The organism is Exiguobacterium sp. PvP048 (assembly GCF_040549175.1).
Lineage (GTDB): Bacteria > Bacillota > Bacilli > Exiguobacteriales > Exiguobacteriaceae > Exiguobacterium_A > Exiguobacterium_A artemiae.
Window position 1 is genome coordinate 54,179 of record NZ_JBEPSU010000007.1, and the last position, 22,938, is coordinate 77,116.

Here is a 22,938-nt window from a genome sequence, read left to right on the forward strand (position 1 = left end):
GGCGGGAATCAGGCCTGTTCGAGTTGCAATTGTTTGGTATAGGTCGTGCTCCGGTTGCGTCCACTGTCCTTCGAATGATACAGCGCTTTATCTGCCTGCTGTAAGGCTTCAAGAGACGTATGCGAGCTGCTCGAGTGCGCGATGCCGAGAGAAATCGTAATCTGCAGATCAGGGACGGCTGTCGTCGGAAACAGATTTCGGGCAACCGTCGTCCGGGCAAGTTCCGCGATGCTCTTCGCATCGGCGAGTGAGGTGTTCGGGAGAATGATTAAAAATTCTTCGCCGCCGTAACGTCCGACCAGATCATCCGGTCGTGCCAGTGAGGCTAACGTCGTCCCGAGTTGCCGCAAGACGTCGTCACCGGCGTCATGACCATATGTATCGTTGACGTGCTTAAAGAAATCAATGTCAATCAGGATCAGCGAGTAGCCTTCTTCTGCTGAACCGACGAGTGACAGGGAGTCATCAAGCCGGCGGCGGTTGGCGAGCCCTGTCAAGGCGTCGGTCATGGCCAGTTTTTGCTGGTACTGGATATTTTCAAAGTGTCGTCGTAACTCTGTCAACAGATGATAGGTCACGAAACCGGCAATCAGGTTAAAGAATATGTAAGCCAGGGAAATCTCGATGAAGGTCGTCCAGCTGTTCGTCAGCAGATAGATGCCCGGTAACGAATAGACGATACCGATGCCGATCATCAGTTCGAAGTTCCAGAAGGTCAACCGGATATAGCGACGGACGACGGCAATCGTCAGGATTAACACTCCGATGACGATTGTTGACACGACAGCGGCATCCATTTGTTCGACCGGTGTCAGTATAAAACGTGTCACGATAATCATCGCACCGGTGACGAGAGCGCTCGGTAAACCGCCGAACATCATGGCGATGACGACAGGAACAATCCGTAAATCAATCCGGGCGACATCAATCTGGATGCTGTTGAGCATTAATAGGACAGAAATCAGGCCGGCGATGCCTCCTAACACGAGTCGAACGTTCAGGTTCGTTTTCGGTGTAATCCGCGGATGATTTCGAAAAGGCAGAAACAAAAGAGTAATCGTTGTAAACAGTAGACAAAAATTGATGATGAAATTATTCATGATGGACAACAAATCCTCCCAACTCCTCATAAACGCATTTTCAATAAGTTACTTCTAATATACCCCTTTTAATAACGGCAAGAAATGGAAAAATGTTTAGCGGAAGATGATGAAGTCAACAAAAAAGACAAAGTACACAGTCAAGTGAACTTTGTCGGCGGAAAAAATAAATATTTTTTCAAAAGTAATTTTTTAGGAAGAAATCGCTTCTTCATCCATCGTCAAGAGGATCTTATCGAAGACGAGAACCATCGCATTCAGCTCTTCTTCCGTCAGGGTGCCGAAACGATCTTGGAGATATTTCCGGCGGACGATTTCAAGTTCGCGGAAAGCGGATTCTCCTTCTTCCGTCAGTGCTAAAACAATCGATCTTCTGTCATCCGTCGAGCGCGTCCGCGTGACGAATCCGGCTTTGTACAGACGATCAGTCAAAGCTGTTACCTGACTTGTCGCAAGCTCAAACTGCTCTGCGAGTAGAGTCGGACGTTGGGGACCATTTTCGGACAGACTGCGTAAAATGAAAAATTCACTTCGTGTCGCGGTCCCTTCAAACAGTCGGTTGAGTTCACGGCGTAATGTCCGGAGAATGATCCGCATTTGTTCCTCTAATCGATAAGTCAGTTGATCACGTTCTTGTGGCATTCAAGCAACATCCTTTCTCTCGGTTAACTTCTATAATTTAGTGTACTAAAAATTGCGGATTTTTACCATGAATAGCCGACATTTCAAAAAAAGAATTGACAATTTAAAGACGTTTTGTGTAACATGACGATGTAATAACGAAATTATAACTAACTTAATTAGTTCTCACTCAACCAGTGGGATGGAGGTTGCAGTTCTTATAAGTACAGTCACGGATGTCGTCAAGCGGCAGATGAGGTGATTGAAAAGGAAGAATTGCCGAAATCAATCATCGCTTTGAAGATGATCGATTGGGATTAGATCGAACAGGTCTAATACTGTCACAGGTCAGATATGACTTGTGGGGAGCTATCTTTCACGACGGTAGAATGGGGCGCATCCTTTTACTATGTTGCGTTCTCATCTTCCTTCTGGAAGGTGAGGGCGCTTTTTGTTTTTTCAAAAAGTGTCCTCTCAAAAAATCTTAACAAGAGAGAAGCGAATGAGATGAATACTTTACAACCCCAAAGAAAACTCGATTCAACCGAAGAAGGACTAAAACGCGGTCTGCAAGCCCGCCACATGTCGATGATCGCGATTGGCGGTGCGATCGGAACCGGCTTATTCATTGCCTCCGGTGCGTCCGTTGCTGCTGCCGGTCCCGGCGGTGCATTGTTATCCTATGCCATTGTCGGACTCATGGTGTACTTCCTGATGACGAGTCTTGGTGAGATGGCAGCATATATGCCGGTCGCCGGTTCATTCTCGACCTACGGCGCGAAATTCGTCGACCCGTCGTTTGGTTTTGCGTTAGGTTGGAACTACTGGTACAACTGGGCGGTCACGATCGCTGTAGAACTCGTTGCGGCGCAAATCGTCATGAGTTACTGGTTCCCGGATGTTCCCGGATTTTACTTCAGTGCTTTGTTCCTGTTATTGATGATCGGTTTAAATTACTTCTCCGTTAAAGGTTTCGGGGAAGCGGAATATTGGTTCGCGATGATCAAAGTAGTCACTGTCATCATCTTCCTGATTGTCGGTGTCGCGATGATCTTCGGTGTCTTCACATCTGAAGCACCGGTCGGCTTTAAAAACTTTGCGTTAGGTGATGCGCCGTTCGTCGGAGGCATCCCGGCCGTCATCGGTATCATCCTGGTTGCCGGTTTCAGTTTCCAGGGAACAGAACTTGTCGGAATCGCAGCCGGTGAGTCGGAAGATCCGAAGAAAAACGTTCCAAAAGCCGTGAAACAAGTCTTTTGGCGGATTCTTCTGTTTTATGTGTTTGCGATTTTCGTCATCGGAATGTTGATTCCGTACACAAGCCCGAACCTCGTTTCGAATGACATTACCGATGTAGCGGTCAGTCCGTTTACACTTGTCTTTGAAAAAGCCGGTCTTGCGTTCTCGGCAGCATTGATGAACGCTGTTATCCTGACGTCTGTCTTATCGGCAGGAAACTCCGGAATGTATGCGTCGACACGGATGCTGTATACGTTGGCACGCCAAGGGGATGCACCGAAATTGTTCGCACAAGTCTCAAAAAATGGTGTTCCCCGCAATGCGTTGCTTGCGACCGGTGCCATCGGAGCACTTTGCTTCCTGACATCGATGTTCGGCGGTCAAGTATATCTGTGGCTGTTGAATGCATCAGGGATGACCGGTTTCATCGCATGGCTCGGTATCGCGATCAGCCATTACCGTTTCCGCAAAGGATTCCTTGCGCAAGGTCATTCGCTCAGTGATTTGCCGTACGTGGCACCTGCTTTCCCGTTTGGACCGCTCTTTGCGTTCGGACTTTGTTTCCTCGTCATCGTCGGTCAAAACTACGCCGCGTTCCTCGCGGATCAAATTGACTGGGTGGGAATTGCCGCAACCTATGTCGGCATCCCGTTATTCCTTGCCTTTTGGTTAGGTCATAAATTTAAAAACCGGACATCGGTCGTTCCTTATGAAGAAATGGAATTCCCGGAGCATCCGCGTCCGTAAATGAAAAGTCGATTCCGTTTCAAGCGGAGTCGACTTTTTTTGTGCCTTTTGAAAAAGAAATCATCTGGAAAACGTATCAAACGGAGAGAAATCGATTAAGATAAAAGAAAAATGGAGGCGACCTCAGTGAACTATTGGTATCACTTTAAACGGGCATTCATCCCGATTGCGATTTTACTTGTGACGTTAGCAATCTATCAGATGCTGTACCGCATGAATAACATGTGGTATTCGTTCGGTGGATTAATTTTAGTATTTGCGGCGATTTATTTTGTCATGCGCCGCTTAAAAGCGAATCCCGAAGATTGACTGAGCAAGATAGTAGGGTAGCCGCACGGAACGCGTTAAAATAGATCTATACAGAGGAGGGGAAGCTAGATGGCAAAAGCAATATTCGCAGGTGGCTGTTTCTGGTGCATGGTCAAGCCATTCCATAAATATGATGGTGTCGAACAAGTCATTTCCGGTTATACAGGTGGTCATACAGAAAACCCGACTTATAAAGAAGTCTGTTCTGAAACGACAGGACATTTAGAAGCGGTCGAGGTCACGTATGATCCGTCTGTCATCACATATGATGAGTTGCTTGAAATTTTTTGGCGGCAAATTGATCCGACGGACGGCGGCGGACAGTTCAATGACCGCGGTCAATCGTACGAACCGGCCATTTTTTATGTCGATGAAGATCAAAAACAGGCGGCAGAACGTTCGAAAGCGGCACTTGATGCGTCCGGTCGTTTCTCGAAACCGGTAGCAGTCGATATCCGTCCGGCCAAACCGTTCTGGCCGGCAGAGGAGTACCATCAGGATTATTACAAAAAAAATCCGTTCCGTTATCAGATGTACAGTGTCGGATCGGGACGTGCCAAATTCGTCAAAGAAGCCTGGAAAGATCAAGGCAAGGAGCAGGAGTTGAAACAACGCCTGACACCGATCCAGTATAAAGTTACGCAGGAGAACGGGACAGAGCCCGCTTTCCGCAATGAATACTGGGATGAGGAGCGACCGGGTCTCTACGTTGATATCGTCGACGGGACACCGCTCTTTACGTCGAAAGACAAGTTTAACTCGAACTGTGGATGGCCGAGTTTCGCGAAGCCGATCTCAGAGGATAAGATGGAAGTCGAACTCGATACGAGTCACGGCATGACGCGGACAGAAGTCCGTTCTGCGAATGCCGACAGTCATCTTGGTCATATCTTTGATGACGGTCCGACTGAACTCGGAGGTCTCCGCTACTGCATCAATTCAGCAGCACTCCGATTTATTCCGGTAGAAGAGCTTGATTCGGCTGGATACGGGGAATATAAAAAGCACTTCGAATGAAGGTAAAAGACAGCAAAGCGGATTCGTTTTGCTGTTTTTTTTCTAGACAAAGGGAGGGTTTTCCATGTTCACGCAAGTCTATGAGGAAATTCGGCAACTGACAATCTCAAAAGTACTCGATTTCTACGATCATGAAGTCCGCAGACTCGATGAAGCGGCACGGCAAACGAAGTATCAAAAGATGAGTGCAAGTCCGTTTCTCTTTTTCCGCGGCAGTTCCCATCTGTTTTATTATGACGTGACCCGGATTCCGCTCGGATTTGATACGCCGCCTGAGACACCGACCTGGATTCAAGGGGATCTCCACTTCGAAAATTTTGGAGTCCACGGCAATGCCAAAGGAGAAATCATTTATGACGTCAATGACTTTGACGAAGGGTATCTCGGATCCTACCTGTACGATTTAATCCGGATGGCCGTCTCGGTTCAACTGTTCGCAGAAGAAGCCGGATATGATGCCAAGCCGGCCATTGCCGCCTATGTTCAACACTACTTAGATGACTTACGCCAATATGCGAAAGGAAAAAATCCGAGCAAAGTCTGTTTTACGACTGACAATACAAAAGGACCGATCCGTAAATTGATCAAAAAAGCGGAGAAAAAGAAAGCGGAATTACTCGGAGAGCGGACGACGGTCGTCGACGGACAACGCCGGTTCGCCGACTTACCGGATATGAAGCGGCTTGATTCTTCCGCTTACACAGCGATTGAAGCGGTTTGGCCGGAGTACATCGCATCAATCGATGCTGAGGACCGGCAGGAAGATGGATTCTACGCCATCAAGGATATCGTCTATAAACTCGACAGCGGAACGGCTTCGATTGGTCTTGAGCGCTACTATATTTTGGTCGAAGGAACAGGAGGAGAGCATGAAGACCTGATTCTTGAGATGAAACAAGCCCAGTCATCCGTTCCGTCACTGTTTGTACCCGCCTATTTGCAGGAAGTCGAAACGGTTCACCAAGGTCGTCGGATCGTAACTTCACAAAAGGCGATGCAGGCACATGAAGATCCGTATCTCGGTTACGTGACGATGCATGGGAAAGAATATTATGTCCGGGAACGTTCCCCATACAAAAAAAAGTTGAAAGCCAAGCACATCAAAAGCCAAGATGACCTCGAAAACGTCCTTTCAATTCAAGGTCAAATTACCGCCAAAATCCACGCACGGGCCGACATGGATGCGGGAGTTGATGTCGATATCTTACATCATCATGCAGACGTCGTCATCATCGAATCAATCGGTGTATCTGACGCTGAGTTCATTCGTCAAATTCAGCGGTGGTCAAGTGCCTATGCAGCGCGTACAACGCTTGATTTCCAAGTGTTTTTAAGTTGGTTAGCTAACCGCTGAACACTATTTTCGAAGACCTTTTATTAGGCAAAGATTCCTTCTGAATACCAGTTCATACTGGGATACGAAGGGATTTTTTGATGAATAAAAAATCATGTAAGCGAAACGCATTCTACAAATGGGTCTAATGACCTATATCAATTTATCTGAAAAATTCGTAAATTTTGGATTAAGTAATTGCAAAACTTTTTTGTAATTCGAACTAAACACACAACAGGGGGAGTATCATCATGAGTTTGACGCGGAAAAAAGATGTTTCCGCTATGATTGCTGCGAGTCAGCGTAACAGTGGACTTGCTCGAAATCTTGGCGCAATGGATTTAACGTTTTTAGGAATTGGCGCCATCATTGGTACAGGGATTTTCGTCCTAACCGGAACAGGAGCATTGACAGCAGGACCTGGTCTTATCGTCTCATTCATTTTATCTGCCATTGCCTGTGGGTTAGCAGCACTCGCTTATGCCGAATTCGCTTCGACGATTCCGGTCAGTGGTTCCGTCTACACGTATACGTATGCCACGATGGGAGAAATTTTCGCATGGATCATCGGTTGGAACTTAATCTTGGAATATGGACTCGCCTCGAGTGCCGTTGCGGCAGGGTGGTCGGGTTACTTCCAGTCCTTACTCGGTGGATTCGGTATTCATCTTCCTACGGCACTCTCAGCAGCTCCCGGCGCGGTAGAAGGCGCAAAAACGTTCTTCAACTTACCGGCCTTCCTGATTTTACTTGCCATTACAGCCCTGTTATCGATGGGGATTAAAGAAACAAAACGCGTCAACAACATCATGGTTATCATTAAACTAGCAGTCGTTGTCTTATTCATCGTCGTTGGTGTCGGCTATGTTGAACCGACGAACTGGGCACCATTTACTCCGTTCGGATGGGGCGGCGTCTTCTCCGGAGCAGCCATCGTCTTCTTTGCTTACATCGGTTTTGATGCTGTTACATCGGCAGCAGAAGAAGTACGTGAGCCGCAAAAGAACTTGCCACGCGGTATCATCGGTTCCCTTGCTGTCTGTACAGTCCTTTACGTCATCGTTGCAGCGATCATGACAGGAATCGTCCCGTACCAAAAATTTGCGGGCGTCGATCACCCGGTCTCACTCGCGATTCAAATGGCAGGACAAAACTGGGTTGCAGGATTCATCGATTTAGGTGCCATCCTCGGAATCACAACGGTTATCCTCGTCATGACATACGGAATGGTACGTTTAGCATTTGCCATCTCACGTGACGGCATGTTCCCGAAAGTATTCTCGGAAGTACATCCCAAATACAAAACACCGTTCAAAGCAACATGGATGATTGGTCTTGGCAGTGCGACAGTCGCAGGACTCGTTCCGCTTGATGTCATCGCGAACCTCGTTAACATGGGAACACTTGCAGCATTCGTCCTGATCTCTGTAGCAGTCTTGATCCTTCGTAAAACACAACCGGATCTTCCACGTGCATTCAAATGCCCGGGAATGCCGTATGTGCCAATCGCAGCGATCGCTTCTTGTCTCTTCTTAATGTTCAACTTGAAACTCGAAACATGGATTGCTTTCTTCATCTGGCTGGCGATCGGACTTGTTCTATACTTCGCCTTTGCCCGGAAGAACTCGAATCTCGAACCAGGAAACATGCCGGCTGCTGAACTCGCAGCTTCGGACGAAAAATAAAAAAATGCGATCCCGTGAGGGGTCGCATTTTTTGTTGTGACAAGCAGGAAATTAAGATGGTAGAGACGTCTTGATCCGAACCGCATCGAACTCACGTTGGATGCTGGCATTGGCTTTAGCTTCTTCTTCTGCCGACCATCCAAGTTCGCTTCGCATTAAAGCGAGAACACTGTCGGCATATTTTTCTGCATTCGGGAAATCGAAGAAGACGGCAGAGGCGCGTCGATTCAAGAAATCACCCGGTTGCATGACGAGTTCTGCTTCCATTCCGTATAACAGTCCTCCGAACCAGTGAAGGGGAAGCTGATAACGCTCCGCTTCACTGCCGCGCGAGCGAATTAATTCAAAGACACGTTCGACATCCGTTCCGTAACGTTGAATCAGCCATGTCGCTTCCTTCGGAGACAATCCGAGGGCTTCACCTTTAGGTTGCTGTTCTTTCAAGTAACGGGCAAATCCTTTACTGCCGTCAGGATGACCGCCGCCGAGTAAAATATCGTGTGTCCGGGACGCGAGATAAATCCGGTTCTCCTCCTCCTTGAACTGATCGGCGACCATATCGATGATTCGTTCCGCCATCTTCCGGTACCCCGTCAATTTTCCGCCGGCAATCGACATCAAGCCGGATTTTGAGACGAAGATTTCATCTTTACGCGACAGTTCACTCGGATCTTTGCCGTCTTCGTGAATCAACGGACGCAGACCAGACCAGGTGGATTCGACATGTTGCGGCTGAAGATCGACGTTAAACATCTTGTTGGTCGCATCGAGGATATAATCGCGATCCTCTTCCGTTACGCCCGGTTCGAGAATATCCCCCTGATAATTCGTATCCGTCGTACCGACGTACGTTTTTCCTTCACGGGGAATCGCAAAAATCATCCGGCCGTCCGGAACATCAAAGTAAACCGCCTGTTGAAGCGGGAAGTGGGCTTGATCGATGACGAGATGAATTCCTTTCGTCAGATGAAGCGATTTGCCGGATTTCGAACCGTCTTTTTCGCGTAATTCATCGACCCATGGACCTGTTGCATTGATGATTTTTTTCGCCCGGATCGTATAGGTCTTACCGGTTAAGACGTCCTGTACTTCGACACCGACGACTTTCCCGTTATGGTAGACGAGAGACTCAGCTTTCGTATAGTTCACGGCACGTCCGCCGTATCCGACCGCAGCTTTTAAGACTTCGACCGTTAGTCGGGCATCGTCCGTTTTATATTCGACATACCGTCCGCCTCCGACGAGATGTTCCGATCGTAACAGTGGCTCATATCGGAGTGTTTCTTCTTTGGATAACATCGTCCGTCGTTCATGACGCCGGACACCCGCCAGTTGATCGTAAACCCGCAGACCGATCGATGTCGAAAAGCTGCCGAATGTACCGCCTTCGACAAGCGGTAACATCATCCATTCCGGTGTCGTGACGTGCGGCGCGTTTTCATACACGATTGCCCGTTCTTTCCCGACTTCTGCGACTAACTTGATTTCAAACTGTTTCAAATAACGTAAGCCCCCGTGCACGAGTTTCGTCGAGCGGCTTGATGTCCCTTCGGCGAAATCCTGCATCTCAATCAACCCGGTCCGCATACCCCGGCTTTGGGCATCAAGTAAAATCCCTGCACCTGTAATGCCACCGCCAATGACCAATACATCAAGCAATTCCTGTCCCATCTCTTCCAGCCATGCTGTTCGTTCCGTGCTTGAAAACATGCATTTTCCCCCTGTTCGTCTGAAATGGATTATTTTAATCTACTTCTATCCATGTACCCTCTTTTACACTTTTTTGAGCACAATCAATAATTTTCATGACGAGCAGAGCTTGTTCCGTTGTGACGGCAAGAGGGGACTCATGACGTAAGGCGTGGGCCAAATCATGATAGTAGTCGGCAAAACCGGAATCGACGAAGGGGCGTTCTTCCAAAGGCTGTTCAGGTCTTCCCCACGTATAAGTCGACCGTTTCGTATCGACGCTGTCGACGAAATAACTCGCTTTTGTCCCGTGGACGGCGAGCGAAGGACCGGGTGACGGAACGAGTGATCCGATATGCAGAATGGCGCGGCGCGTTCCGAAAGCGAGAATCAGATGCGTGTAGTCTTCGACCGGACCGTCCGGACGTTGGATCGTCTGATCACAAAAGACGCGATCCGGTCGTTCACCGAACAACATCAACGCCTGGTCAATTAAATGGGAACCTAAATCGTAAAGCAGACCGGCGCCCGGGACGTCCTGTTCCCGCCAGCGTGCCCGAACGGTCGGACGATAGCGGTCATAGTGCGCCTCGAAGGTCTGGACGACACCCAGTTCATCAGCTTGAACCAGTTCGAGCAATGTCCGGAAGTCTTTTGTGTACCGGCGGTTATGGTAAACTGTCAGTAATCGATTTTGTTGACGGGCAAGATCCGTCAACTGTTCGGCCTCCAGTAACGTGACCGTAAATGGTTTCTCAACGAGGACATGACAGCCGGCTGAAAGTGCCGTCTTGGCGAGGGGATAATGTTCGGCGTTCGGTGTCGCGATGACGACCAGTTCAATCGTTTCAGCAGCCAACAACTCTTCAAGCGAAGAATAGACCGGCACATCCGGATAACGCGTAGCGACTGCCTCCGGACGACTGGACTGAACCGCAACCAGTTGATAATCAGGTGCTGTGAGATACGGGGCGTGCAGATGTTCACCGGCAAGTCCAAAGCCGATTAGAGCAGTACGAATCATGGAGGACACTTCCTTTTCAGTTAATACATTCAATCTATCATATGAGGTGAGCAAGATGATTACAGAACAACAAGTCATTGAAAAAATGCGGCAGACGATGTCAAAAATCGAGCAGTCGAGCGGGACGGGACAAATCGAACAAATCGCGGCGATGAAGGCCTACTGTGAATTATTGCTGGATCAACCGCAAAGCGTTAGGGAGCCTTCGGTCATCACGCCGACCACTCAACCGAAACCGGCCGAAGTCGATCCGATGTTGGCCCGCTTCATGGGAGTCGCTCCGGAAAAAGAAGAAAAAGGGCCCTCGCTGCTTGATTTTTGAGTAAATCAAATCAAATGTGGGAATAGAGTAAAAGGAAAAAATAAGGGGGAACAGAATATGAAAACAGTCATCGTCATCGGAGCCGGTCCGGGAAACGGAGCCGAAATCAGTAAGCGGTTCGGTAAAGAAGGTTTCCAAGTCGTCTGTGCCGCTCGGACACAGGAAACACTGGCAGCCGTCATCACGGAGCTGAAAGAACAAGGGATCGAAGCAGTTGGTGTCGAATGTGATGCTTCACGCCGTGCCGATCTCGAATCGCTCGTGGAATGGACGAAAGAACAGTACGGACAAGTGGATGTCCTCGTTTATAACGCGTCGATCTTGCACCAAGCTTCTGTGCTTGAGGTATCAGCAGAGCAGATTACGAAAGAATTTGAAATTGATGTTCTCGGAGCATTGCATGCTGCACAAATCGTCGCACCGGATATGGTGGCACGAAAAGACGGAGCCATCTTAATCACAGGCGGCGGAGCAGCACTACATGCGATTAAATCTTTGCCGGGTCTGTCGATCGGGAAAGCCGGTGTCCGTCAACTGACGCATATGTTGCATGATACGTTGAAAGACGACAATGTCTATGTCGGGACCGTGACGATTGCCGGTGAAGTTAAACGCGGAACGGCACTGGATCCGAAAAATGTTGCCGAAGCCTTTTATACGCTGTATACGAACCGTACGGATGTCGAAAAGGTCCTCGAAGCAAAGTAATCGGGAAGCAGCACAAGTAACAGGAGATACGATTTAGACTGGAAAGCGTCGACGCGCCTGATGTCGGCGCCTTTTTGAATCCGATGAGAGGGGGCAACTTATGAAACGAATATTATCTCAACTGTTTTTAGTAATGACGATCCTATTTTTGAGCGGATGCGCACTGGATTCAGAACCGGATGATCCACAGACGGGCATCCCGCAACCGGATGAAGCGAAAGTGACGGAAGCGACCGTCGAGCGTGTCATCGACGGAGATACGGTGAAAGTCCGGCTGAAGAATGGTCAAACGGAAGATGTCCGCTTTTTATTGATCGACACACCGGAAACCGTGAATCCGGAAAAGCCAGTTCAACCGTATGGTCCGGAAGCATCACGCTTCACAAAAGAAGCGTTACCGGCAGGCAGTGAGGTATTGCTCGAACGCGATGAATCGAAAACAGACCGGTATGGTCGATTGCTGGCGTACGTTTGGGCGGACGGGAAGATGATCAATCAGGAATTATTGCGAAAAGGATTGGCACGGGTCGCCTACATTTATGAACCGGACACCCGGTACGTCGAGACATTTCAGGAAATCGAAGACGAAGCAAAAGAGGAAAAGTTAGGAATCTGGCAGACAGACGGATATGCGACGGACCGCGGATTCGATACTTCGGTCATGAAAGGAACACCGGCAGAGCCAACAGACTGCGCCGACATCAAAGGTAATATCAACCGCCAAGGAAAGAAAAACTATCATATCCGAGGGGGACGTTCCTATGATGAAGTGAACCCGGAAGAGATGTTTTGCAGTGAACGGGAAGCAAAAGAAGCCGGATTCGTCCGGGCGGCAAACTGACTGAAAAGAGGATGACGCCAAAAAGATAAGGAGGGCAGATTATTATTCTGCCCTCCTTATCTTTGTAGAGATTGAATTTTGAGTCAGCTTCTTTGTGCATTACGGTTGTGTAGGCGGCTGATAATGTTGAATCTTATCATCTTCATCAAAGGAAATCGTCACATCCGTGATTCCTTTGAGAATCCGGATCTGTAGTTCAAGACGATCTTTAATATCATCTGCTTGAGCAATTGTCAGTCCGGGATCAACTTCGATCTCAATCTCGACGTGGAAATGATCCCCTTCTTTGATGACTTCAAGTTTTTCGATATCACGAACGTCCGGATCACGCATCAGGATTTCTCCGATTTTTGCAGTCAGTACTTCATCAATCTCACCAAGCGCACCGGCAGCATTTTGAATAAAGACATTATAGACGACATAGAACATCATCAAGCCGATCAAAATCGAAGCAATTCCTTCTGCCTGATAAAACGACGTATAATGCGAAATCAGGACGGCAATGATGGCGATGACACCACCGAGCGTCGCGACTAAATCTTCCATGAAGACGAGTCGTGTCGCCGGTTTTGCCTGCGATAAGTTGGCGAAGCTTTGACCGACCAGCGTCAGACCACGGGATTTTAATCCCGTCTCATGGGCAATTTCAATCATTGCTTTGTAGAACACACCGACTTCGAGCACAACACCGATTCCGAGTGCAGTCAGGATGATCCAAAGGCCGCTGGTTTTTTCACCCGGAGCATGCAGGATGTGCAGGACACCTTCACGGATGGTTTCGTAAGCAAGAATGGCAACCACAAGGATGGCGGCCAGTAAAACAAGGTTGACGAGTCGACCGAATCCATTCGGGAACCGCTTGGTCGGTGCTTTTTTACTTAATGCCGATCCGACATAAACAAAAAACTGGTTGGCTGCGTCACCGATTGTATGCATCATTTCTGCAAACATGGCGATATTTCCCGTCAAGATGTAAGCGACGAATTTGATAAGAGCGATAACCGTATTGACGATGGCAGCAGCGAGAGCCGATTTATTCCCACGCCTGAGCAGAGTAAAAAAGTTCGACATGAAGGTTCCTCCCTTTTAAGAGAAGCAGAAACGCGGGGTTACCCGCGTCCAGCTTGGAATGATGGATAAAGTGTCATGCCGCCGTCCGCAAACAAGGTAATCCCTGTCACGTAACTTGCTTCATCGGAAGCAAGCCATGCGGCGACTGCAGAAATTTCTTCCGGTTTTCCGATATTCCCCATCGGAATCATGCTTTCGACATCGGCACGTTGTTTCGGATCCTCGAACTTCTCGGCATTGATTGGTGTATTGATCGCGCCCGGTCCAATCGCATTGATACGAATGCCTTTTGGTGCGTATTCCATTGCAAGTGTTTGGGTCATCAGTTTGACGCCGCCTTTGCTCGCAGCATAGTGCACAAACGTCGGCCATGGAATGATTTCGTGTACGCTCGACATATTAATGATATTCCCTTTGACATTATGCTCAACGAAGTATTTAAGAGCTTCCCGGGCACCGAGGAAGGCACCGGTCAAGTTGACGTCGATAACCTTTTGCCAATCTTCAAGTGACATTTCATGAGAAGGTGACGGCATTTCGACGCCGGCATTATTGACGAAAACATCAAGCTGACCGAAGTGGTCAACCGCCTGTTTAACGAGATTGATCATGTCCTCTTCTTTCGAGACATCCCCTTGGACGGTAAGAGCTTCACCGCCTGCTTGCTTGATATCTTCTGCGATTTTGTTCGCTTCTTCCGGGTGGCTCCGGTAATTGATGACGACACGCATGCCTTCTTCCGCATAGCGGCGGATGATGGCTTCACCGATTCCCATTGATCCACCGGTGACGATTGCGACTTTACCTTTGAGACTGTTATACATAATATGAACTCCTCCTTGTTATTGCTTCGTAAATCCAATCATGATGCCACCGACGACGACCAAAATACAGCCGATGATGACAAATGTCATTTCTTTTTTTGTTTTCGCTTCTTTCAGCAGGACGACACCACCGATTGTCGAGATGACGACACCGGTTTGTGACAGCGAGAAGCTGGTCGCAACACCGACTTTAGCTGTTGCAAACAATAAGGCGATGTTACCGACTGCCCACATGAGACCGCCGATCGTGTTGCCGGCTGTTTTTTTCGTGAACAGGTTTCCTTTACGTAAAGACAATAGAACGGCACTGATGACCATACCGATGGCTTGTGGCAAGACAGCTTCCCAGCCGTTGATGTTGAACCAGCGGGCGATGACGACATAGCCGACATAACCGACTGTCGAAATGAGGAGTAACAGTAAGCCTTTTCCGATATTTTCATCCTGTTTGCTTTTATCCTCTTTATAAGAAGTGAAAGCGGCACCGGCCACGATTAAGACAAGTGCACTGATACCGAGAATCAAAGCAGTCCGGTTCGACCACTCGCCAAAAGCGAGAACACCGAACAGAGACGTCCCGACGAGTTGCATCCCGGTTGAAATCGGCATCGTTTTTGAGACACCCATCTGTTTAAAAGCTGCGAACTGATTCATTTGGCCAAGGGCCCAAAAAGCACCGGAGAAGAATCCGGCGACCCAGGCTGTCGTCGAAAGTTCAGGGCTGACAAAAAAGAACGTAATGATGGCGAATGCTAAAGCTCCAAGTGTCGTTCCGATAATTTGTTGTTCCGTCGAACCACCGATTTTGGAGACGACCAATGGAAGACTCCCCCACATCAAGGCAGGTACGAGCGCAATTAAGATATCAATCAAGTGTTTCACCTCTTCTACATTTCTTTCTATCTACTTGAAGTTGTACCCCGGGAACAGATCTGAAAAACATAGAAAAACAAAAAAACATTATTTCAAAATAAAAAAACGCCCTCTCAAAAGGACGTTTCAGTAATTATTTAAACGGTTCGTCGGCAATCCGGACAATTTGCCGTCCGATGCGTCGACCGTTCCATAAAGCAACGATGGCAATGGCGAGCGAAATGCCCATCAAATCATAATGAGCAAGGAAGTAGCCGGTGTAACTGACCGGGAGGCTGACGATTCCGACGAGGGAGCTGGTCCATTGACGGATTTTCAGCGATTCCATGTTAGCGACGCGGGAAAACTTCTGTTGTTCAAACAGTCGCCACCGGGTCGGTTCGCTCAAGGCATCGTTGACGAGGCGGGGGAAGGCAAGCAGCCGTGCCCCGTAAGAACCGGCGATTTGCAAGTAGCGGTTCTGATTTTTTCCTTCTTCATCGAGCCATCTTCGGACCATCGGTTTAGCAAGTTCGAGCAAATTGATTTTAGGTGATAAGATTTGCAGAATTCCGAGAATCGTTGAGGCAGCCCGGCCGAAAAAGGCAAACTCTGCCGGGAGTTGGATCGGTTCGTTTCGAACCAGTAATTCAATATCGGATAATACTTTTTCAATCAACTTCGTATCAATGTTTTCCATGTCACTTTCAAGATAGAAGGTAACGGCTTTTTCAATCGCTTGCCGGATATTTTGTTTGTTGGCATTTGGCAGTAAAAAGCGCAAATCTTCTAGACCGTCGACGATGGCGTCGTAGTCGAGCGTCACGAACGACTGCAGAATTCGCTGGATCGCGCGCATGTCATCAGCCGTCGTCGCACCGATCATCCCGAAGTCGAGCAGGACGATTCGGCCGTCACTTTGGACAAGGACATTACCCGGATGGGGATCGGCATGGAATTTTCCGCCGAACAATAACTGTTCCCCGGCATTCAGGAACAGGTTCCGGGCCAGTTCATCGCGGTCGATGTTATGTTCCGCTAAGTAATCAAGATCCGTGATGCGTGTCCCTTCAATCCATTCCATGACAAGGACACGGTTCGTACAATGTTCTTCAAAGTAATCTGGAATATAGATGACCGGATTCGTTTCGTACATTTTTTTGAAGTAGAGACCGTTTTTTAATTCTGTCCGATAGTTCAGCTCATCTCCGATGACGAAGACCATTTGACGGTACAGACTCTGTAAATCGGTTGATTTATTGAGCGACGTCCGGCGGAGCATCGCAATGACGAGTCGCATCGCCCGGAAATCGGTTTTGATAATTTGTTCGATGTTCGGCCGTTGCACTTTAATCGCTACTTTGCGTCCATTGGATTTCAGGGTTGCGCTGTAGACTTCACCGATCGAAGCAGAAGCAATCGGTCGGGGGGAAATATCATCGACGATATCTTCGATCGCTGTTCCCCAGTCCTCTTCGATGATTTTCCGGGATTCACCGAGTTTGCTGGACGGGACTTTATCGACAAGTTCCGTCAGCTCCATTAAGACGGATGGAGGAAACAGGTCGGCCCGAATCGACAGGAACTGACCGAGTTTAATGAGGAGTCCTTCGAGACGAAGGGCTTTTTTCTTATAGTCACGCGCAATCGTAATCATGATGCGCTCAAATTCTTCATTATTCGTACCGGGTCGGTTCTTACGTGTGAATCGATAAATCGTCCAGATGTAACGAGCGAACATCGTTACGATGATGAAAATCCGATAAAGCGCCCAACGTTTCATACCTCCACCTACGCTTCCTGTACAGTTTGTTTCAGTATAGGTTACTTTACCTAAAAACGACACTTGCAAACGGTCGAATCGGTGACAGAAAAAATAAGCTTGCCGGAATCGAAAAAGAGCGTATAGTAAGTATTGGAATTTCTAATGGGAAAGGTGAAATGTGCGTATGTCCTGGGACTTGTTGAATATCATCGGCACGGTGGCGTTTGCGATGAGTGGCGCGATTGTCGCGATGGAAGAAAAGTATGATTTGTTTGGCGTTTGGCTGCTTGCTTTAATCACGGCCTTCGGCGGTGGTGCCATCCGCAACCTGTTGATTGGTGTCCCGGTTTCTGCGCTTTGGTCGCAAGGCGGACTGTTTTTAATCGCGATTTTGGTCGCGTTGCTGATCTTCATTTTACCGCAATTATTTTTACCGCACTGGACGCGGTGGGGGGTGCTCGCTGATGCACTCGGTTTATCCGCCTTTGCGATTCAAGGTGCGTTGATGGCTTCCGCTAAAGGCCTGCCGTTATCGGCAACGATCTCGGCAGCTGTTTTAACAGGAGTCGGTGGTGGCGTCATCCGCGATCTACTCGCCGGACGTAAACCGCTTGTCCTTCATAAAGAAATCTATGCGATGTGGGCCGTCATGGCGGCACTTGTGATTGACCGGTTCGAATTGACGAATCCACTCCATTTGTTCACATTACTCGGTCTGATCACAATTTTACGTATGCTATCCTATTATTATGAATGGAATTTACCAGCACGACGTTTAGGGGGAGATAAGGAATGAAAATTTTCATCATGATCGGAGCATTATCGATGATGCTCGCCGTGGCACTGGGAGCGTTCGGTGCGCATGCCTTAAAAGATATGTTATCAGAGCGGATGCTTGCGAACTGGCAGACGGGTGTCTTGTATCAAATGGTTCACTCGCTCGGAATTCTCGCACTCGGCGGGATGTTATTGAAAGTATCGATTTCTCAGTTCTCATTGGCCGGTTGGCTGATGCTTGCCGGAATCGTTTTCTTCTCAGGCAGCCTGTACGTGATGGCGCTGACGGGTGTGACGAAACTTGGGGCTGTGACGCCGATCGGTGGCGTCCTGTTCATCGCAGCCTGGATTTTTGTTGCAATCGGGGCTTATAAAGGGCTGTAAAGACAATAAGAATCTATCCGCTTCACGCGACTCGAGCAGAGAAACGTGAAACGGATAGATTTTTTTGTTCGCAAAAAAACCGGTAAACAGATTTTGATCTGTTTACCGGTACGATAGAGCGACAAAAGCAATAGCTTCAGCGCTTGGCAGGTTGTGTTTTATTTAGCTTCGATAATGCTTGCTCATAGCGGTCCAGTACGCGTTCCGCGACTGGCTTTAGCTCTTTTGAAAGCACAGCGAATTGCAATTCACGCGATCGTGTTGATCGGTTCATAGCATTCCCCATGGTAATTCCTCCTTCAGGTACAAATCTGACAGTTTTTGTGGCCGCAAAGAGTATATTCCCGTAGGGTTTTCCTATGAAACGTGATTTAGCAGATTAAAGTGCGAAATGTGCTTCGAGATCTGTTGTTTCGAGGCGGTTCCCGATAAAGAACTCACCAAACTCACCGTATTTGGCACTGACTTCGTCAAAACGCATTTCATAAACGATTTTCTTGAACTGCAGAATATCATTGGCGAACAGCGTGACGCCCCATTCCCAGTCATCGAATCCGGTTGATCCACCGATGATTTGCTGAATCTTGCCGGCGTAGCTCCGACCGATCATTCCGTGACGGTACATGAGTTCTTTTCGTTTTTCCATCGAAAGCGTGTACCAGTTGTCACCGTCGCGGCGTGACTTGCTCATCGGATAGAAGCAGATGTGCTTCGATTTCGGCAGAATCGGATAGAGACGGTCGCGGACGTACGGGTTTTCATACGGGTTACCTTCTCCTGAACCGCGGTATGTACCGAGTTCGACGACAGACACATAGGAATACGTCGGAATCAGATAGTCGTATAGATCAAGCTTCTGCATCTTCACTTCAACGTCCTGAATCTCTTCCATTGTCGGACGCAGAACCATCAGAACGAGATCCGCTTTTTGACCGATGATCGTATAGAGGGCATGACTGCCTTCTTTTTGATCTTCTACTTGTGCGAGTTCGCCCAAGAATGCCTGGAACTCCTGTACCATCTTCGTCCGGACGGAAGCATCGACCTGTTTCAGACGGGCCCAGTCAATCCGGCGGAAGTCATGGAATGTATACCAGCCATCGAGTGTTTCGGCGGCTTGTTGCGTAACGGTTGGTTCGGATGATTGATGTTGCATATGAAAACCTCCTGAATCTGTAATGGTGAACGTGTTAATCCATGTTCAATCTTACCATATCTTTTTGGTTTCCCCGTAAGAAAACGGGTTCGTTTTTGGAGCGGACCCGACATACAAAAACGGAAAGGGGGGTATGAGGTAAAAGGGTGTGATAAAGAGGTTCTGTTTTTCCCTGTACTATATTAAAAAAGATACTGTAATAGTATTCAAAAAGTCAGGTATAAGAATAGAAAAAACACTTTTTTGCAAATTGTTTTAACAACGAAACAGAACTGTGTATAATGAACAATGGAATGGAACAACAACAAAAACCGACACTTATTCGCCACAAAAGGAGCTAATATCATGCAATTATTCGAAATGCTTGAGACAAAAGTCAAAGCCCACCAGCCGACGATCGTTTTCCCTGAAGGAATCGATGCACGTGTTCTCGGTGCAGCTGTACGTTTGAAAAAAGACGGTTTAGTTACACCGATCGTCATCGGACCACGCGGTCAAATCGAAGAGACAGCTTCAGCAAACAACATTGATGTTGCAGATCTTGAAACGATTGATCCGGCTTCATATGAAGGAATCGAAGAACTCGTTGCTTCATTCGTTGAGCGTCGTAAAGGAAAAGCAACGGAAGAACAAGCCCGCGCCCTCATCCTGAAAGACGTCAACACGTTTGGTACGATGCTCGTCCACACAGGAAAAGCAGAAGGTCTAGTTTCCGGTGCGATGCACGCAACAGGTGATACGGTTCGTCCGGCACTTCAAATCATCAAAATGCAAGAAGGCTATAAAAAGACATCAGGTGTCTTCATCATGGTTCGTGACGACGAGCAGTATGTGTTCGCCGACTGTGCAATCAACATCGCACCGGACGCTAACGATTTAGCTGAAAATGCAATCGCGTCTGCGAAAACGGCAAAAACATTCGGAATCGATCCGAAAGTTGCGTTGCTCAGCTTCTCGACAAAAGGTTCAGCGAAATCACCGGAAACAGAGCGCGTTGTCGAAGCAACACGTTTGGCAAAAGAACGTGCACCTGAACTCTCAATCGACGGTGAATTACAATTTGACGCAGCATTCGTCCCGAGTGTCGCAAAATCAAAAGCGCCGGAATCAGATGTTGCCGGTCAAGCAAACGTCTTTATTTTCCCAAGCCTTGAGTCTGGAAACATCGGCTATAAGATTGCCCAGCGTCTTGGCGGTTTTGAAGCAATCGGACCAATTCTGCAAGGACTCAACAAACCGGTCAACGATTTGTCGCGCGGATGTAACGAAGAAGACGTCTACAAACTGGCGATCATTACAGCGGCACAAGCTGTCGAAGAACGCCAAGCGTAATCCATTTTCGAAAAAGACTTTACTTTTTCAGTGAACTCCGTAAAATGGAACACATCACGCATCAACGAATAAACGTATAGCAACGCTCGTATAATAGTGGGGATTGGCCCACGAGTCTCTACCGGATCGCCGTAACGATCCGACTACGGGTGGTGAGTTACTGCTCTCTTTTTAGCGTACAGTGGCTGCCCCCGGGTAGCGACTGTACGTTTTTTTTCGTTCAAAAAGGAGAAATCAGTTATGAAACGTTTGGAAGAAATGATTAAACAAGAAGGATTAGTCTTATCGGATCAAGTATTAAAAGTCGATTCCTTTTTAAACCACCAGGTCGATCCGACCTTGATGTGGGAAATTGCCTATGAATTTATGGACCGATTCAAAGATGCCGGTATTACGCGGATCTTGACGATTGAAGCAGGTGGCATCGCACCGGCGATGATGACCGCGCTTCGTCTTGGTGTCCCGATGGTCTATGCCCGGAAAACGAAGTCGTTAACGTTAAACGAAGGAACGATTTCAGCAGAAGTCTATTCGTTTACGAAACAACAGACGAGTACGATTACGGTCGCAGAACAATATTTACAGGCCGGAGAACGCGTCCTGATCATCGATGACTTCCTCGCAAACGGGGAAGCGGCGTTTGGATTAGCAAAACTCGTCGAACAGGCCGGAGCAGAAGTCGCAGGCTTCGGTATCGTCATTGAAAAATCATTCCAACCGGGACGTCAGAAATTGCTGGATGCCGGATTCCGTGTTGAATCGCTTGCCCGTATTAAAAAGCTCGAAGCAGGAGAGGCGACATTCGTCGACCCGGTGACAGTATGAAGACGTTATCGAACGTCAAAGCGGCGAGTCTAGGTCTGCAACATGTACTCGCGATGTACACGGGAGCCGCGATTGTTCCGCTGATTGTCGGCAGTGCAATCGGGTTATCCGGTGAAGAACTGGCGTATCTCGTTGCGATTGATTTATTTATGTGTGGAGTAGCGACATTGTTGCAAGTGTTCGTGACGAAATATACCGGTGTTGGTTTACCGGTCGTCCTCGGCTGTACATTTACAGCTGTCGGTCCGATGATTGCGATTGGCAGTTTGCAGGGCATCACGGCCATTTACGGTGCGTTGATTGCCAGCGGTTTAATTATCTTCGTGATTTCCGGTTGGTTCAGCCGGATTGCGATTTTGTTTCCGCCGGTCGTGCTCGGTTCTGTCGTGACGATCATCGGCATTTCGTTAATTCCGGCGGCGATTAATGATATCGGCGGCGGACAAGGCGCGAAGGATTTTGGTGATATGCGGTACTTGGCACTTGCCGGACTGACGATTGTCCTAATTTTAGTCTTTAACCGTTACGGAACGGTTTTTTCAAAAGCGGCAGCTGTGCTGATTGCCGTCCTGATCGGAACGCTCGTTGCATTCGGAATGGGAATGATTGATTTCAGCCCGGTCGCTGAAGCATCCTGGTTCCAAATGGTGACACCATTTTATTTTGGTGTCCCGACCTTTAATGCTACAGCCATTCTGACGATGACGCTGGTCGGACTCGTTTCGATGGTCGAATCAACAGGCGTCTTCTTGACGCTCGGAGAAATCACCGACAAAAAACTGACGGATAAAGATTTAGCCCGTGGGTACCGGGCGGAAGGAGCCGCAACGATCATCGGCGGAATCTTCAATAGTTTCCCATATACGACGTACAGTCAAAACGTCGGTCTTGTCCAGTTGACGGGTGTCAAAACACGGAAAGTCATCGTCTTTGCCGGATTCTTTTTGATCGTGCTCGGTTTCTTGCCGAAAGTCGCAACCTTTACGACACTGATTCCGAAACCGGTTCTCGGCGGAGCGATGCTCGTGATGTTCGGAACGGTCGCAGCGAGCGGAATCCGGATTTTATCCCGTGTTGATTTTGCTAAAAACGATAATGTGATCACGGTCGCGCTTGCACTTGGTGTCGGACTCGGCATCAGCATGAATCCGGCGATTGTCGCGTCACTTCCGGATCAGGTCCGTGTCCTGACAGACAGTCCGATTGTCGCAGGATCAGTAACAGCCTTGCTGTTGAACGGGCTGTTCCGTTTGACGGAAAAGAAGACGACAACCCGAAAATTACCTTTGGCAAAGGTTGAATAAGATTTGTAACCCT

General features: G+C 48.2%; 23 protein-coding genes and 2 riboswitches. Of the genes, 13 read left to right on the plus strand and 10 right to left on the minus strand.

All coding sequences use genetic code 11. From position 1 onward, the window contains the following. Window positions 1-8: 8 nt before the first annotated feature. Complete coding sequence (locus tag ABIC15_RS12330) at window positions 9-1,100, minus strand: diguanylate cyclase (protein WP_167315835.1); 1,092 nt, start codon at window positions 1,098-1,100, stop codon at window positions 9-11. Between the two features lie 192 nt (window positions 1,101-1,292). After that, complete coding sequence (locus tag ABIC15_RS12335) at window positions 1,293-1,742, minus strand: MarR family winged helix-turn-helix transcriptional regulator (RefSeq protein ID WP_012369110.1); 450 nt, start codon at window positions 1,740-1,742, stop codon at window positions 1,293-1,295. A 174-nt stretch (window positions 1,743-1,916) separates the two neighbouring features. After that, a riboswitch (Lysine riboswitch) is annotated at window positions 1,917-2,101 on the plus strand. Between the two features lie 127 nt (window positions 2,102-2,228). Here ABIC15_RS12335 and ABIC15_RS12340 point away from each other — a divergent pair. The 5 genes from ABIC15_RS12340 to bcaP all read left to right on the plus strand — a co-directional run bounded on the left by ABIC15_RS12340 (window position 2,229) and on the right by bcaP (window position 8,051). Further along, complete coding sequence (locus ABIC15_RS12340) at window positions 2,229-3,707, plus strand: amino acid permease (protein WP_041261418.1); 1,479 nt, start codon at window positions 2,229-2,231, stop codon at window positions 3,705-3,707. 126 nt (window positions 3,708-3,833) lie between these two features. Further along, the gene (locus ABIC15_RS12345) at window positions 3,834-4,016 is read left to right on the plus strand and encodes a hypothetical protein (RefSeq protein ID WP_012369112.1); all 183 of its coding nucleotides are present in this window, start codon (window positions 3,834-3,836) and stop codon (window positions 4,014-4,016) included. Between the two features lie 69 nt (window positions 4,017-4,085). Then, window positions 4,086-5,033: a peptide-methionine (S)-S-oxide reductase MsrA gene (gene msrA / locus ABIC15_RS12350; RefSeq protein ID WP_012369113.1), complete on the plus strand. Its 948-nt coding sequence runs from the start codon at window positions 4,086-4,088 to the stop codon at window positions 5,031-5,033. Window positions 5,034-5,097: 64 nt separating this feature from the next. Then, window positions 5,098-6,387, plus strand: coding sequence for a DUF2252 domain-containing protein (locus ABIC15_RS12355; RefSeq protein ID WP_012369114.1), 1,290 nt, complete (start codon window positions 5,098-5,100; stop codon window positions 6,385-6,387). Between the two features lie 230 nt (window positions 6,388-6,617). Continuing rightward, window positions 6,618-8,051, plus strand: coding sequence for a branched-chain amino acid transporter BcaP (gene bcaP / locus ABIC15_RS12360; RefSeq protein ID WP_354020843.1), 1,434 nt, complete (start codon window positions 6,618-6,620; stop codon window positions 8,049-8,051). Window positions 8,052-8,102: 51 nt separating this feature from the next. Here the strand turns inward: bcaP and ABIC15_RS12365 are convergent, their stop codons facing one another. Beyond that, a complete protein-coding gene (locus tag ABIC15_RS12365) occupies window positions 8,103-9,761 on the minus strand; it encodes a glycerol-3-phosphate dehydrogenase/oxidase (protein ID WP_354020844.1) in 1,659 nt (552 codons plus the stop codon). 34 nt (window positions 9,762-9,795) lie between these two features. After that, a complete protein-coding gene (locus tag ABIC15_RS12370) occupies window positions 9,796-10,764 on the minus strand; it encodes a Gfo/Idh/MocA family oxidoreductase (protein WP_354020845.1) in 969 nt (322 codons plus the stop codon). Window positions 10,765-10,819: 55 nt separating this feature from the next. Here ABIC15_RS12370 and ABIC15_RS12375 point away from each other — a divergent pair, with 55 nt between their 5' ends. From ABIC15_RS12375 to ABIC15_RS12385, 3 genes are all read left to right on the plus strand, one after another. Then, complete coding sequence (locus ABIC15_RS12375) at window positions 10,820-11,086, plus strand: DUF5327 family protein (RefSeq protein ID WP_354020846.1); 267 nt, start codon at window positions 10,820-10,822, stop codon at window positions 11,084-11,086. Between the two features lie 57 nt (window positions 11,087-11,143). Further along, window positions 11,144-11,794 (plus strand): SDR family NAD(P)-dependent oxidoreductase, encoded by a 651-nt coding sequence (locus ABIC15_RS12380; RefSeq protein ID WP_012369119.1) that lies wholly within the window; start codon window positions 11,144-11,146, stop codon window positions 11,792-11,794. A gap of 100 nt (window positions 11,795-11,894) precedes the next feature. Continuing rightward, on the plus strand, window positions 11,895-12,635 hold the full coding sequence (locus ABIC15_RS12385) for a thermonuclease family protein (protein ID WP_354020847.1): 741 nt from the start codon (window positions 11,895-11,897) through the stop codon (window positions 12,633-12,635). A gap of 99 nt (window positions 12,636-12,734) precedes the next feature. Here ABIC15_RS12385 and ABIC15_RS12390 read toward each other — a convergent pair whose 3' ends face one another. The 4 genes from ABIC15_RS12390 to ABIC15_RS12405 all read right to left on the minus strand — a co-directional run bounded on the left by ABIC15_RS12390 (window position 12,735) and on the right by ABIC15_RS12405 (window position 17,165). Continuing rightward, on the minus strand, window positions 12,735-13,706 hold the full coding sequence (locus ABIC15_RS12390; RefSeq protein ID WP_214766649.1) for a cation diffusion facilitator family transporter: 972 nt from the start codon (window positions 13,704-13,706) through the stop codon (window positions 12,735-12,737). Between the two features lie 38 nt (window positions 13,707-13,744). After that, the gene (locus ABIC15_RS12395; protein WP_354020848.1) at window positions 13,745-14,530 is read right to left on the minus strand and encodes a glucose 1-dehydrogenase; all 786 of its coding nucleotides are present in this window, start codon (window positions 14,528-14,530) and stop codon (window positions 13,745-13,747) included. 18 nt (window positions 14,531-14,548) lie between these two features. Continuing rightward, window positions 14,549-15,400, minus strand: a complete 852-nt coding sequence (locus ABIC15_RS12400; RefSeq protein WP_290829520.1) for a GRP family sugar transporter — start codon at window positions 15,398-15,400, stop codon at window positions 14,549-14,551. 136 nt (window positions 15,401-15,536) lie between these two features. Further along, window positions 15,537-17,165 (minus strand): ABC1 kinase family protein, encoded by a 1,629-nt coding sequence (locus tag ABIC15_RS12405; RefSeq protein ID WP_012369124.1) that lies wholly within the window; start codon window positions 17,163-17,165, stop codon window positions 15,537-15,539. A gap of 166 nt (window positions 17,166-17,331) precedes the next feature. Here ABIC15_RS12405 and ABIC15_RS12410 point away from each other — a divergent pair, with 166 nt between their 5' ends. Then, on the plus strand, window positions 17,332-17,943 hold the full coding sequence (locus ABIC15_RS12410) for a trimeric intracellular cation channel family protein (RefSeq protein WP_012369125.1): 612 nt from the start codon (window positions 17,332-17,334) through the stop codon (window positions 17,941-17,943). Next, entirely contained in the window at window positions 17,940-18,308 is a 369-nt protein-coding gene (locus ABIC15_RS12415; protein WP_012369126.1) for a DUF423 domain-containing protein, read from the plus strand. Before ABIC15_RS12410 ends, ABIC15_RS12415 begins: the two co-directional genes overlap by 4 nt. Window positions 18,309-18,444: 136 nt before the next feature. On the opposite strand, the gene ABIC15_RS12420 is transcribed toward ABIC15_RS12415, so the two are convergent. Both ABIC15_RS12420 and hemQ read right to left on the minus strand, forming a co-directional pair. Continuing rightward, a complete protein-coding gene (locus tag ABIC15_RS12420; RefSeq protein WP_012369127.1) occupies window positions 18,445-18,594 on the minus strand; it encodes a hypothetical protein in 150 nt (49 codons plus the stop codon). A 93-nt stretch (window positions 18,595-18,687) separates the two neighbouring features. After that, window positions 18,688-19,464, minus strand: a complete 777-nt coding sequence (hemQ, locus tag ABIC15_RS12425) for a hydrogen peroxide-dependent heme synthase (protein ID WP_012369128.1) — start codon at window positions 19,462-19,464, stop codon at window positions 18,688-18,690. 345 nt (window positions 19,465-19,809) lie between these two features. On the opposite strand from hemQ, the gene pta reads away from it, so the two are divergent. From pta to ABIC15_RS12440, 3 genes are all read left to right on the plus strand, one after another. Further along, the gene (gene pta, locus ABIC15_RS12430; protein ID WP_131503249.1) at window positions 19,810-20,796 is read left to right on the plus strand and encodes a phosphate acetyltransferase; all 987 of its coding nucleotides are present in this window, start codon (window positions 19,810-19,812) and stop codon (window positions 20,794-20,796) included. A 66-nt stretch (window positions 20,797-20,862) separates the two neighbouring features. Then, window positions 20,863-20,962, plus strand: a riboswitch (purine riboswitch). A gap of 74 nt (window positions 20,963-21,036) precedes the next feature. After that, entirely contained in the window at window positions 21,037-21,621 is a 585-nt protein-coding gene (locus ABIC15_RS12435; RefSeq protein ID WP_012369130.1) for a xanthine phosphoribosyltransferase, read from the plus strand. Continuing rightward, window positions 21,618-22,925, plus strand: a complete 1,308-nt coding sequence (locus tag ABIC15_RS12440) for a nucleobase:cation symporter-2 family protein (protein ID WP_354020849.1) — start codon at window positions 21,618-21,620, stop codon at window positions 22,923-22,925. Before ABIC15_RS12435 ends, ABIC15_RS12440 begins: the two co-directional genes overlap by 4 nt. The last annotated feature ends 13 nt before the right edge of the window (window positions 22,926-22,938 follow it).

Bases quoted from the DNA above. Each gene is read 5' to 3' on its own strand.
- ABIC15_RS12405 (WP_012369124.1), bottom strand. From the start codon at position 17,165: ATGAAACGTTGGGCGCTTTATCGGATTTTCATCATCGTAACGATGTTC.
- ABIC15_RS12420 (WP_012369127.1), bottom strand. From the start codon at position 18,594: ATGGGGAATGCTATGAACCGATCAACACGATCGCGTGAATTGCAATTC.
- ABIC15_RS12395 (WP_354020848.1), bottom strand. From the start codon at position 14,530: ATGTATAACAGTCTCAAAGGTAAAGTCGCAATCGTCACCGGTGGATCA.
- ABIC15_RS12375 (WP_354020846.1), top strand. From the start codon at position 10,820: ATGATTACAGAACAACAAGTCATTGAAAAAATGCGGCAGACGATGTCA.
- ABIC15_RS12440 (WP_354020849.1), top strand. From the start codon at position 21,618: ATGAAGACGTTATCGAACGTCAAAGCGGCGAGTCTAGGTCTGCAACAT.
- hemQ (WP_012369128.1), bottom strand. From the start codon at position 19,464: ATGCAACATCAATCATCCGAACCAACCGTTACGCAACAAGCCGCCGAA.
- ABIC15_RS12365 (WP_354020844.1), bottom strand. From the start codon at position 9,761: ATGTTTTCAAGCACGGAACGAACAGCATGGCTGGAAGAGATGGGACAG.
- pta (WP_131503249.1), top strand. From the start codon at position 19,810: ATGCAATTATTCGAAATGCTTGAGACAAAAGTCAAAGCCCACCAGCCG.
- ABIC15_RS12385 (WP_354020847.1), top strand. From the start codon at position 11,895: ATGAAACGAATATTATCTCAACTGTTTTTAGTAATGACGATCCTATTT.
- ABIC15_RS12415 (WP_012369126.1), top strand. From the start codon at position 17,940: ATGAAAATTTTCATCATGATCGGAGCATTATCGATGATGCTCGCCGTG.
- ABIC15_RS12335 (WP_012369110.1), bottom strand. From the start codon at position 1,742: ATGCCACAAGAACGTGATCAACTGACTTATCGATTAGAGGAACAAATG.
- ABIC15_RS12410 (WP_012369125.1), top strand. From the start codon at position 17,332: ATGTCCTGGGACTTGTTGAATATCATCGGCACGGTGGCGTTTGCGATG.
- ABIC15_RS12355 (WP_012369114.1), top strand. From the start codon at position 5,098: ATGTTCACGCAAGTCTATGAGGAAATTCGGCAACTGACAATCTCAAAA.
- ABIC15_RS12370 (WP_354020845.1), bottom strand. From the start codon at position 10,764: ATGATTCGTACTGCTCTAATCGGCTTTGGACTTGCCGGTGAACATCTG.
- ABIC15_RS12435 (WP_012369130.1), top strand. From the start codon at position 21,037: ATGAAACGTTTGGAAGAAATGATTAAACAAGAAGGATTAGTCTTATCG.
- ABIC15_RS12380 (WP_012369119.1), top strand. From the start codon at position 11,144: ATGAAAACAGTCATCGTCATCGGAGCCGGTCCGGGAAACGGAGCCGAA.
- ABIC15_RS12390 (WP_214766649.1), bottom strand. From the start codon at position 13,706: ATGTCGAACTTTTTTACTCTGCTCAGGCGTGGGAATAAATCGGCTCTC.
- bcaP (WP_354020843.1), top strand. From the start codon at position 6,618: ATGAGTTTGACGCGGAAAAAAGATGTTTCCGCTATGATTGCTGCGAGT.
- ABIC15_RS12340 (WP_041261418.1), top strand. From the start codon at position 2,229: ATGAATACTTTACAACCCCAAAGAAAACTCGATTCAACCGAAGAAGGA.
- msrA (WP_012369113.1), top strand. From the start codon at position 4,086: ATGGCAAAAGCAATATTCGCAGGTGGCTGTTTCTGGTGCATGGTCAAG.
- ABIC15_RS12330 (WP_167315835.1), bottom strand. From the start codon at position 1,100: ATGAATAATTTCATCATCAATTTTTGTCTACTGTTTACAACGATTACT.